We start from the raw sequence: 11,794 nt of genomic DNA on the forward strand, positions 1-11,794 counted from the left end.
CGGGGGGGGTGAGCAGGGATCAGGCGGTGTCCAGGTCGCGCCGGCGGAAGGTGGCCAGGCCGGCCGCGCCCAGCAGCAGCACCAGCGCCCCCAGCCAGACCAGCGGCATCGCGGTCACGTCCCCACCGGGCAGCCGGGGCAGGTGGGTGAACGGGGAGACGTCCATGACCCACTGGTCCAGCTCGAGCACCGGGCCGAGCTGGGCGATCAGCAGGATCACCCCGACGAAGAGCCACGCCACCAGCGTGGCGCCGGGCAGCAGCCCGAACAGGGCCGCGGCCAGCGCGGCCGGCAGCAGCGCGGCGGGCAGCTGCACCAGCGCCGCGCCGAGCATCCGGGGCAGCTCGCCGCCCACGTCCCCGGAGCGCGCCCCGTGCACCAGCCCGACGACCAGGCCCGCGGTGAGCAGCAGCACCACCACGCCGGCCACCGCCACCAGGACGTGGCTGAGGGCGTACCGGGTGCGGGTCACCGCGGCGGCCAGCACCGGCTCGGCCCGCAGCCCGGACTCCTCCGAGCGCAGCCGCAGCACCGCCGAGACCGCGTACGCGGCGGCGGCCAGGCCGAGGATCCGCAGCACCCAGACCAGGTAGCTGTCGACCAGCACGTCGGCACCGCCGAGCTGGCGGATCGCCTTCGCGGCGGTGGCGTTGTCGCCGACCATGTCGGTGATGTCGTGGGCCAGCGAGCCGAGCACCGCGCCGCCGACCGCCACCCCGGCGGCCCAGGCGATCAGGCCGCCGCGCTGCAGCCGCCAGGCCAGGGCGAGCGGGGTGGCCAGCCCGGGCCGTGCCTCCGGCGGGCCGAGCCGCGCCGCCAGCAGGCCCGCGCCGATGTCCCGGCGCCGGCTCAGCGCCACCGCGACACCGGTGAGCGCCGCCCCGACGACCACGGCCAGCCCGAGCACCCACCAGCGTTCCCCGGCGTACGGCCGGAGCTGGTAGAACCAGCCGGTGGGGGAGAGCCAGGCGAGCTGCCGGGTGCCCCCGGTGCCGTCGTCGGCCACCGAGGCGGAGTCGGCGATGCCGCGCAGCAGGAACGTCGCGCCGAAGACCGCGAGGGCGATCCCGTTCGCGGTGCGGGCGGCCTCGACCAGTTGTGCGGTGACCGCCGCGACGGCGGCGAAGACCCAGCCGACCATGGTGACGCCCAGCCCGTACGCCAGCGAGCCGGCGCCCGACAGCCCGGCGCCCATCAGGCCGGCCGCGGCGCCCAGCCCGATCAGCAGGTCGGCGACGCCGACCACGAGCAGGGCGGCGGCCAGCCGGGCGTGCCGCCCGACGGCGGCGGCGGTGACCAGCTCCGCCCGCCCGCTCTCCTCCTCGGTCCGGGTGTAGCGGGTGACCAGCATGATGCTGGTGATCGCCACCAGCAGCAGCACCCAGACGGCGCTCTCCTTGACCACGATTCCGCCGAGGTGCTCGACGCCGATGCTCGGCCCGCTGAACACCGCGGCGGCCGGGTTGCTGCCCACCCCCTCGGCGTACTCGCGCTGCTTCTCCGCCGTGGCGTACGCGTCGGCGAGCGACTTGGCCGGGCCGGCGGCGAGGCTGATCGCGAGCAGGATCCACACCGGCAGGCCGATCCGGTCCCGGCGCAGCGCCAGCCGGGCCAGGCGCCCGGTGCCGACCAGTTCACTCATCGGGCACCGACCTTCTCCCCGCTGTGGTGCGGGCCGACGTCGTAGTGGCGCAGGAACAGCTCCTCCAGGGTGGGCGGCTGGCTGACCAGCTCGCGCGCCTCGTACTCGCCGAGGCGGCGCAGCACCTCCGGCAGCGCGTCGGGGTCGACCTGGAGGCTGACCCGGTCGCCGTCGACGGTGACGTTGTGGGTGCCGGGCAGCTCGCCCAGCCCGGCGGCGGGGCGGCCCAGCCGGGCCTGGATGGTGGTCCGGGTCAGGTGGCGCAGCTCGCTCAGCGAGCCGGTCTCCACGATCCGCCCGGACCGGATGATGCTGACCCGGTCGCAGAGCTTCTCCACCTCGCCGAGGATGTGGCTGGCCAGCAGCACCGTGCGGCCCTCCTGGCGGACCTCGGCCACGCACTGGTTGAACACCTCGGACATCAGCGGGTCGAGGCCGGAGGTGGGCTCGTCCAGGATGAACAGCTCCACGTCCGAGGCGAACGCCGCGACCAGGGCCACCTTCTGCCGGTTGCCCTTCGAGTAGGCCCGGCCCTTCTTGCGCGGGTCGAGCTGGAAGCGGTCGAGCAGCTCGGCCCGGCGGGCCGGGTCCAGCCCGCCGCGCAGCCGGCCGAGCAGGTCGATCGTCTCCCCGCCGGAGAGCCGCGGCCAGAGGCTCACGTCGCCGGGCACGTACGCCAGCCGCTTGTGCAGCCGGGTGATGTCCCGCCAGGGGTCGCCGTCCAGCAGCCGCACCGTGCCCGCGTCGGCGCGCAGCAGGCCGAGCAGGACCCGGATCGTGGTCGTCTTGCCCGCACCGTTGGGGCCCAGGAAACCGTGCACCTCGCCGGTACGCACGGACAGGTCGATGCCGTCCAGCGCCACCGTCTTGCCGAATCGTTTGACCAGGCCCTGGGCCTGGAAGGCGTCACTCATGCGGCGAGGTTCGCAACCACAGCTGGCAGAGCCCGCACAGATCGCTGTCACCCGGTCACCGGATCAGGACATCCAGTCGGCCGCCCGCTCACCCAGCATCATGCAGGTCAGGTTGGGGGTGGCCCGGGGCACCGCGGGCACCACCGAGGCGTCCACCACCCGCAACCCGTCCACCCCGTGCACCCGCAGGAACTGGTCGACCACCGCGAGCGGGTCGTCGGCCGGACCCATCCGGGCGGTGCCGGTCGGATGCCAGGACGGCGCCACGAAGGTCCGCACGGCACGGCGCAGCAGCGGCTCCTCGGCCACCATCCGGTCGGTCCAGAGCAGCACCCGCTCCAGCAGCCCGCCCATCGCCGGCGCGCGCAGCAGCGACCAGACCAGCCGGGCGCCGGTCATCAGGCGCTGCTCGTCGCGCGGCTCCCGGGCCAGGTTCAGCCGGATCTCCGGCGGGCTGTCCGGGGCCGCGTCCCGCAGCCGCACGCTGCCCCGCGAGTCGGTGCTCATCAGCATCACCGCCACCGACACGCCGGGCCGCCCGCGCAGCATCGGCCCGAGGGTGGGCACGTCCTCCGGGGAGACGTTGCAGTTGAGGAAGACCATCAGGTCCGGGTCGACCCCGTCGCTGGCCGCCCGGGCCACCACCGAGTGCCACGGTTCACCGGCCCGGCACAGCCCGGCCCGGGGCACCGCCCAGATGCCCAGCAGCGGGTGGTCGCTGAGGTTCACGCCCACCCCCGGCAGGTCCACCCACGGCCGTACGCCCAGCGCGGCCAGCCGGTCCGCCGGCCCGATGCCGGACCGTTGCAGCAGCAGCGGGGTGTTCACCCCGCCGGCGCTGAGCGTCACCCGGTCGGCCCGGACCCGGACCGTCCGCCCGCCGCGCCGCACCTCCACCCCGATGATCCGAGGCCCGTCGCCGAGCAGCCGCAGCGCGGTGGTCTCCGGCCAGACGGTCAGGTTCGGCCGGCCCCGCGCGGCGGCCAGGTACGTCTCGGCCGTGCCCATCCGGCGGCCCTGCGACGAGTTCGTCGGCAGCGGCCCCACCCCCGGGGCCGGGGCGGCGTTCAGGTCCGCCACCGGCGGCAGCCCCTGCTGCCGGCAGGCGTCGACGAACGCGTCGCTGATCGGCGAGGTGGCGGTCAACCGCCGGATCGGCACCGGGCCCCGGTCGCCGTGCTCCGGGCCGGTCACGTCGTGGTCGGTCTCCATCCGCACGAAGTACGGCAGCACCTTCCACCAGGCCCACTCCGGGTTGCCGGCGGCGGCCCACTCGTCGAAGTCGACGGGCAGGCCGCGCAGCGCGATGGCGCCGTTGATCGCCGACGAGCCGCCCACCACCCGACCCACCCGGTACGGGACCGGCCGCTCCCCGTCCGCGGTCTCGTACTCCCAGTTCAGGCCGGACAGCGTGGGCCGGCCGAGCTGCTCGGGACCGCCGTCCCCGCCGGAGCGGTCCGGGCCGGCCTCGATCAGCAGCACCCGCCGCCCGGCCTGCTCGGACAGCCGGGCGGCCAGGGTGGCGCCGGCCGAGCCGGCGCCCACCACCACGTCGTCCCAACCGTCCGCCACGGTCACCCCCGCTCCCGCAGCAGGCCGCGTACGGTGTCGGCCAGTTCGGCCACGGTCGGGCTGTCGAAGAGCATCGGCAGGCCCTCGTCGGCGTCCGGCTCGATGCCGAACTCCTCCCGCAGCCGGCCCAGGATCCGGACCGCGTGCAGCGAGTCGGCGCCCAGTTCGAAGAAGTTGTCCGCCACCCCGAAGTCGTCGCGGCCCAGCGCCTCCTGCCAGATCGCCAGGATGCTCCGCTCCACCTCGTCGCCGGGGGCGGCGCGGTCCCCGGCCGGGTCCGGCCCGGTCCAGGGCGACGGCAGGGCGTTCCGGTCCACCTTGCCGTTGGCGCTCAGCGGGATCCGGTCCAGCACCGGGTAGTGGTGCGGGACCATGTACTCGGGCAGCGTCCGGGCCAGCCCGGCGCGCAGTGTCTCGGCGGGCACCGGCGCGGCCGGGTCGGCCGGCACCACGTACCCGACGAGCTGGCGGCGGCCGGTGCCCGGGTTGGTGTCCACCACGGTCACCGCCTCGGCGACCCCCGGCTGCCGGGACAGCGTCGCGGTGATCTCACCCAGCTCGATCCGGAAGCCGTTCAGCTTCACCTGGTCGTCGTCCCGCCCGAGGAACTCGATGTTTCCGTCGGGCAGCCACCGGCCGAGGTCGCCGGTGCGGTAGAGGCGCTCGCCGGTGACCGGGTGCCGGAGGAAACGCTCCCCGGTGCGCTCCGGGTCGGCCCAGTAGCCCAGCGCCACGCCCGCCCCGCCGATCCACAGCTCACCCGGCGTCCACACCGGACAGGGAGCGAGCCGCGCGTCGAGGACGTGCATGGTCTGGTTCGCCATCGCCCGCCCGTACGGGATGCTGGTCCAGTCGGCGCCGACGGCGTCGATCGGGAAATGGATCGACCAGATCGACGCCTCCGTCGCGCCGCCCAGGCTGTGCACCGCCGCCCGGGGGTGCCGGGCCCGAATCGCGTCGGGCAGTCGCACCGGGATCCAGTCACCGCTGAGCAGCACCACCCGCAGCGTCGAGTCCGCCGGGTCGGGGTGCGCGGCCGGGGCGTCCACCCAGGCCTGCATCAGCGCCGGCACCGAGTTCCACACCGTGACCCGGTGCCGGCGGACGAGGTCGCCCCAGTGCTCCGGATCGGCCGCCCGCCCGGGCACGGGCAGCACCACCGCGGCCCCCGCCGCCAGGGCACCGAAGACGTCGTAGACGGACAGGTCGAAGCTGAGCGCGGAGAGCCCCAGCACCCGGTCCGTCGGGGTGACGCCGAAGCGGGCGTTGACGTCCTGCACGGTGTTGGCCGCGCCCCGGTGGTCGATCATCACGCCCTTCGGCCGGCCGGTGGAGCCGGAGGTGAAGATGACGTATGCCAGGTCGTCCGGGGCGGGCCCCGGACCGGCCGCGGCCGGGTCGGCGGCCCGCACCTCCGGATCGTCCAGGGTGACCAGGCGCAGCCCGGCCGGCCAGGCCAGCTCGTCGCGTAGCCGCGGCGTGGTCACCACGATGCGCACCCCGCCCTGGTCGAGCAGGTCGACCCGGCGCGCGTCCGGCCAGGCCGGCTCGATCGGCAGGTACGCGGCCCCGGCCCGGGTCACCCCCAGCACCGCCGGCACCTGCTCGGCGCAGCGGTCCAGCACCACCGCCACCAGCTGGCCGGTGGTCGCGCCCAGCTCGCGCAGCCGGACGGCCAGCCGGCGGGCCCGGTCGACCACCTCGCCGTGGGTCAGCCCGCCGTCCGGCGTGATCACCGCCGGCGCGTCGGGCTGCGCGGCGGCCCGCTCCTCGACCAGATCGCAGAGGGTACGCGCGGGAATGTCGGCGGACGTCTCGTTGACCCGCCGCCGCTGCTGGAGCTGGTGCGCCGGCAACGGCACCGGCGCATCCACCTCGTCCCAGGCCGCCGGGTCCTCGGCGAGCCGGCGCAGCAGGCCCTGGTAGCTGTCGAACATGTCGTCGAGCAGCCCGGCCGGGAAGAGCGCCTCCACCGCGTCCCAGTCCAGGCAGAGGTCCCCGCTCTCCTCGGTGACCTGGTGGTCCAGCCAGACCTGCGGGGTCTGGCTGATGCCGTAGCCGAACTCGCCGAAGAACCGCGAGTCCGGCGTCCGGTTCTCCCGGTCGCCGAGCGCGAGGGCGCTGGTGAACACCACCGGCATCGCCGCGCCCGGCCCGCCGCCGAGGCGCCGGGACCGTTCCCGCAGCACCCGGACCCCGCTGAACGCGGAGTGCTCCAGGTCCTGAACGAGCTGGCGGTTGAGCCGGCGGGCCCGGTCGGCGAACGACTCCCCGGGGACCGCCGTGGCGGCGAGCAGGGTGACCGAGGTGAAGTCGCCGATGATCTCACCGATCCGCGGGTGCAGCGGCCGCCGGTTGAACAGGCTGAGGTTGAGGGTGAAGTCGGCCTGCCGCGACCAGGTGCGCAGCACCTCCGCGTACGCGCTCATCACCGCGACCGAGGCGGTGACCCCGTACCGCTGCGCGGTGGCCTTGAGGGCGTCCCAGAGCGGGCGGGGCAACCGGGCGCTGCGCCGGACGAACTCCACCGGCGTGCCGCCGGGGCCGCCGACGGTGCCGGCGTGCAGCGGCAGGGCCGGGGCGGGTGGCAGGGTGTCCAACCGGTCCCGCCAGTACGCCTCGGCGGTTCGGTACTCGCGGCCCTCCCGGGCCGCATCCTCGGCCAGGACGTAGTCCCGGTAGGACAGGGGCAGCGGCTCGGGCGTCCGGTCCGGGTCGGTGTAGAACAGCCGCCAGTCGCGGAACAGCAGCTGGAGGCTGAACGCGTCCATGATCAGGACGTTGATGCTGACGTGCAGCCGGGTCCGGCGCTCGTCGACCAGCGAGACGCGCAGGTCGAACAGCGGCCAGTGTTCCGGCGGCAGCAACTGGTGCCCCATCTCCGCCCGGGTCTTGGCCAGCGCGGCCTGGCGTTCCTCGTCGGGCACCGCGCGCAGGTCGGCCACCGGTAGGTCGTACGAAGGCACCTCGGGCAGGATCCGCTGCCGCCCGTCCGGGTCAACCACCGCGCGCAGCATGTCGTGCCGGTCGATCACCTTGCGCAGGCTCGCCGCCAGCCGGGCCGGGTCGAGGTCGAGCCCGTCCAGCTCGAAGTAGTAGTGGGTGGCGACGCCACCCAGTTGCAGCGCCGGGTTGCGCCCCACCCAGTAGGCGTGCTGGATGTCGGTCAGCGGGAACGGCTCGTGCCGGTCCTGCGGCCGGGGCACGATCTCCTGCGGGGTCCCGCCGTCGGACATCCGGCGCAGCAGCGCGACCAACGCGTCCCGGTGCTCGCGCAGCTCCTCCCGGAGCTGCGGGGTGAGCGCGCCAGCGGCCGCCCGGACGTCCAACCGGTCGTCGACCAGGCGCAGCCGCACGCCACGCCGGTGCAGTTCGGACAGTAGGTCAGGCGCCGTCATCATCTCTCCTGCCAGGTCTCGGGTGCTCGGGGCGGGACAGGCGCCGGCGGTGCCTGCCGGCGGGGACGGTGGTCATCGGACCGGGGTGCCCAGGGCGGTGGCGACCCCGTCGACGAACTCCGTCCAGCCGTACATGCCGGCGATGAAGCCGAAGAAGCGGTCCATCTGCTCCTGATGACCCTGGATCGCCCGGAGCACGTCCAGCAGTTCGTCGGTCGGGCGCAGCTGGGCCGCCTGGAGGTTGAAGTGGTACGTGGGCAGGGACTTCCGGTCGCGCCGTACGGTGTAGTCGACCAGGGCCCGGTCCACCGACCGTTCGCCGCCGAGGGCCGGCGACAGGTGCTCGGCCAGCAGCGCGGCGTGCCCGATGGCGTCGCTGATCCCGTTGGCTCCGACCGAGTCCTTGTGGTAGCCGGCGTCGCCGACCAACGCCCAGCCGGGCCCGCTGCCCCGGCGGAAGAAGTTCGGCAGCCGGCCGGTGCCGACGTACCGTTCCTCGCGCCGGCCGGAACGGACCCGCTCCAGCATGCTCGGCGCCGCGAGGGCCAGCGAGCGGAAGTACGACCCCTCGATGTCCTTGCGGACCTCGTCGAACTCCTCGCGCGGTGCCTGCACGAGGACCATGACGAGGCCGTCGTTGGTCGGCACCGCCCCGACCATGCGCCGGTGGTCGACGAAGACCTCGTAGTCGGCGGTGAACCCGCTCCAGTAGGTGTAGTAGACGCAGCAGAGCGAGGGCACCGCCTCGTACTTCGGGGCCTGCACCTTCTTGGCCACCATCGAGTCGAGCCCGTCCGCGCCGATCACCACCCGGGCGCGTTCGGTGAACTCGCCACGCGGCCCCCGGGCCCGGATCCCGACCACCCGGTCGCCGTCCCAGAGCAGGTCGGTGACGTTGCACTCCTCGCGCAGCTCGGCACCGGCCGCCTCGGCCGCCCGGACCAGCAGGGTGTCCAGCACGAAGCGGCGCGGCCCGTACCCGGCCCGGATCCCGTCGACGGCCGGCGCGCAGCCGGTCACCGGCACCCCCGCGAGAGTCCAGCGGGAGACATCGAGCGGCGGGCAGCCGGTGGCGCGCAACGAATCCAGCAGTCCCCAGCCCGCCAGCCGGGCGATGGTCGGCGGGTGGACGTAGTGGGTGGACATCGTGTCGCTGGGGAAGCTCGCGCGGTCCAGCAGCAGCACCCGGTGCCCGGCCCGCGCCAGGAGCATCGCGGTGGTGGCACCGGCGCAGCGCGCACCGACGACGATCGCGTCGTACATGCGGGACTCCTCGATAACCGCCGAGCAGGTGCCACCATGGTGCGACGTACGGCTGTGTCGGGGCCATACGAAAAACGTAAAGATATTTACGACACATCAATTTGTGGGGCGCCTTTCGGGGTACCGGGACAACGCCGTCACGCAGCGCTGGAAGACCCCCCTACGGTGCGCGTGCGGTCCCCTTATCGTGCCGGCTGAGCAGCTCGGACGCCCCCTAGCCGCGCGGCCTCGATTGACCGTCGAATTAGCGCGACCATACCGTCCACTCTCAACGTGTGCATTCTAATCCGGGGGTTGGATAAATGGGGCAACCGGCTCAGGGAAGGGCGATCGCCATTTCGCCGGAGGACCGGAAGATTCTCCTCTCGCTGTCCGGCGGCGACCGCCGTGGCGGGGAACCGCTGCGAGCCGCCATCGTGCTGACCGCCGCCAGCGGCCTGTCGTACGCCGAGACGGCCCGCCGGCTGGCCACCACCCGGCCCACCGTGGCGACCTGGCTGCGCCGCTACGCCGAGGAGGGGGTGCTGGGCCTGCGCGACCGGGTACGCCCCGGCCGCCGGCCCCGGGTGCGGGACGCCGACGTCGTGCTACGGACGCTGACCACCGTCCCGCCCGGCGGCGGCGCCTGGTCCAGCCGGGCACTCGGCGGGGAGCTGGGCCTGTCCAACGGCACGGTGGCCCGGATCTGGCGGCGCTGGGGGCTGCACCCGACCGAGCCGGCCGCGTTCCGGCTGCCCGGGTTGCCCGAATTGCCGCTGGCCGGCGCGGAACTGGTCGGACTGCACTGCGATTACCGCGACTGCCTGCTCGTCCTCGCCGCCGGCCCGGCGTCTGCCGGCTCGACCATCGGCTCGGCCACCGGCCTGGGCGCGGTCGTTGCGGCACTGACCGGTACCGGCCCCGCCGGCCCCGCAGTGGCCCCACCGCCGTCGCTGGCCGATTTCCTGGCGGCGGTCGCCGACGGCCGGCCGGGCCGGCGGCTGCACGTGCTCGCCGCCGGTGAGGAGTCCGTCCGGCGCCCGGTGGTGCGCGCCTGGGCGGCCCGGCGCGGCCACCAGGTCCGGGTGGCCCCGCCGGAGCCGACCTGGACCGAGTTGGCGGCGGTGGCGGCCGGCCTCACCGCCCCGATCACCGGTCGGCCCGTCCCGGACCTCGGCGGCAGGCTGGTCGCCGCACTGCAGAAGGCGTGGCGGACGGCCTGGTTCAGCGGGCAGCCGTGCCACTGGCTGGCCGCACCGCCGACCAACCGGTAGGCCCCGTTCGTGGGCGACGCGGTCGGGCCGGGGAGCGGGCCGAGGAGACCCCTTGATCGACCCGGACTGCCGCAAGCGGCGCTGTCCGGCGCCCCGAAGACCTCGACCCACCGCAATCCGAGTGGATCAACCAGCCTCCGTGGCGGCGGTCTCCGTGGCGGTGGCCAGGTCACCCGGGCCGGCACGTTGCGCGGCGGCCGAGGTGCCCGCCGCTAGCCCGCCCGCCCGTCGGCCGTGCCAGCGGCCGGTTGTGCCGCAGTTCCGGCCGGTTGTGCCGCAGTTCCGGCCGGTTGCGCCGTAGTCCCGGCCGGTTGCGTCCCGGCCGGTTGCGTCGCGGCCCCGGCGGCCGGACCACCGGCGGGCCGGGTCGCCGGCACGTGCGCCACGTCCCGGGCGTGCACCCGGCCGAGGGTGAGCGCCACCCCGGCGGCGAGCAGCCCACCGGCGGCGATCACCTGGTAGGCGCGGTGGAACACGGCCAGCGGGGTGCCGCCGTCGTCGTTCAGGACGGTGATCAGGACCGCGATGCCGACGACGGCGCCGACCTGCCGCAGGCACGAGGCGATGGCCACCCCGGTGGCGAAGCGGGCCCGGGGGAACTCGGCGAACGCCGCGTGGCCGAAGCCGGGGAAGCTGAACGCGGCGCCTGCGCCGATCAGCACCGCCGCCGGCAGGAAGTCGGCGAGGAAGTCCGGCTGGCCCGGGGCGCGGGCGAACAGCAGCGCCCCGGCGCAGAAGAACAACCCGCCGGGCAGCGCCACCGCCCGGGGCCCGTACCGGTCGCCGAGCCGGCCGACCAGCGGGGCCAGCGCCGCGGCGGTCACCGGGCCGGCGGTCAGCGCGCCGCCCGTGGCCAGGCTGTCGTAGCGCCATACCTGGGTCAGGAAGAGTACGTTGCACAGCAGCAGCGCGTTCATCGCGGCGGCGAAGACCAGCGAGCCGAGGTTGGCGACGCTGAACGAGCGGATCCGGATCAGCGCCGGCTCGATGACCGGGGCCGGGTGCCGGACCGACCGGATCGCCAGGGCGGCCAGCAGGGCGGCGCCGACGGCGAGGGTACCGCCGAACGCCGCCGACGTCGCACCCCAGTCCGGGAGCCGGACCACCGCCAGGGCGAGGGCGCCGACGCCGCCGCCGAGCAGCAGCGCGCCCACCACGTCCGGGAACGGGCCGGGGGTGGTGTCCCGGTTCTCCCGCAGCACCCGGACCGCCGCCAGCAGGCCGGGCAGCCCGATCGCCAGGTTCACCAGGAACACCCACCGCCAACCCTGCCAGGCCACCAGCGCGCCACCGAGAGACGGGCCGGCGGCGCCGGCCACCGTACCGGTGGCGGTCCACAGCGCGATCGCGGTGGCCCGGCGCTGCACCGGGAACTCGGGCAGCAACAGGCCGAGCGAGGTCGGCATGATGGCCGCCGCGCCGAGCGCCTGCACGCACCGCGCCGCGATCAGCACGCCCACCGCGGGGGCCAGCCCGCACGCGGCCGAGCCGACCAGGAAGAGCCCCATCCCGGCGAGGAACAGCCGGCGCCGACCCCACCGGTCGGCCAGCCGCCCGGCCGGGATCAGCGCGGCGGCGAAGACCACGTTGTACGCGTTGAGCACCCAGGACAGGTCGTTCAGCGCGCTGTCCGGGAAGGCGGCCGCCAGGGCGGGCAGCGCCACGTTGACGATCGTCACGTCCAACAGCGCCATCATCACGGCGACGGACGTGACCAGCAGGACCTTCCAGTGACGGGCCACCGGGGCCTCC

Annotated in this window: 7 protein-coding genes; 1 reads left to right on the forward strand and 6 read right to left on the reverse strand. The window is 75.0% G+C overall.

Annotation, left to right across the window (positions count from 1 at the left end; genetic code table 11):
* Window positions 1–19: 19 nt before the first annotated feature.
* The 5 genes from ACL02O_RS25415 to ACL02O_RS25435 form a co-directional block, all read right to left on the reverse strand.
* Complete coding sequence (locus ACL02O_RS25415; protein ID WP_412820673.1) at window positions 20–1,642, reverse strand: ABC transporter permease; 1,623 nt, start codon at window positions 1,640–1,642, stop codon at window positions 20–22.
* Complete coding sequence (locus tag ACL02O_RS25420) at window positions 1,639–2,556, reverse strand: ABC transporter ATP-binding protein (protein WP_412820674.1); 918 nt, start codon at window positions 2,554–2,556, stop codon at window positions 1,639–1,641. The genes ACL02O_RS25415 and ACL02O_RS25420 overlap by 4 nt, the downstream gene beginning before the upstream one ends.
* Before the next feature lie 63 nt (window positions 2,557–2,619).
* Window positions 2,620–4,134 (reverse strand): GMC family oxidoreductase, encoded by a 1,515-nt coding sequence (locus ACL02O_RS25425; protein ID WP_412820675.1) that lies wholly within the window; start codon window positions 4,132–4,134, stop codon window positions 2,620–2,622.
* The gene (locus tag ACL02O_RS25430) at window positions 4,131–7,526 is read right to left on the reverse strand and encodes a non-ribosomal peptide synthetase (protein ID WP_412820676.1); all 3,396 of its coding nucleotides are present in this window, start codon (window positions 7,524–7,526) and stop codon (window positions 4,131–4,133) included. The genes ACL02O_RS25425 and ACL02O_RS25430 overlap by 4 nt, the downstream gene beginning before the upstream one ends.
* Before the next feature lie 72 nt (window positions 7,527–7,598).
* Window positions 7,599–8,789 carry an NAD(P)/FAD-dependent oxidoreductase gene (locus ACL02O_RS25435; protein WP_412820677.1) on the reverse strand — a complete coding sequence of 397 codons (1,191 nt, stop codon included), beginning with the start codon at window positions 8,787–8,789 and terminating at the stop codon, window positions 7,599–7,601.
* Window positions 8,790–9,091: 302 nt separating this feature from the next.
* On the opposite strand from ACL02O_RS25435, the gene ACL02O_RS25440 reads away from it, so the two are divergent.
* Window positions 9,092–10,042 (forward strand): helix-turn-helix domain-containing protein, encoded by a 951-nt coding sequence (locus ACL02O_RS25440; protein ID WP_412820678.1) that lies wholly within the window; start codon window positions 9,092–9,094, stop codon window positions 10,040–10,042.
* 212 nt (window positions 10,043–10,254) lie between these two features.
* Here ACL02O_RS25440 and ACL02O_RS25445 read toward each other — a convergent pair whose 3' ends face one another.
* The gene (locus ACL02O_RS25445; RefSeq protein WP_412820679.1) at window positions 10,255–11,784 is read right to left on the reverse strand and encodes an MFS transporter; all 1,530 of its coding nucleotides are present in this window, start codon (window positions 11,782–11,784) and stop codon (window positions 10,255–10,257) included.
* Window positions 11,785–11,794 lie beyond the last annotated feature (10 nt).

This window comes from Micromonospora mangrovicola, assembly GCF_047200535.1.
Lineage (GTDB): Bacteria > Actinomycetota > Actinomycetes > Mycobacteriales > Micromonosporaceae > Micromonospora.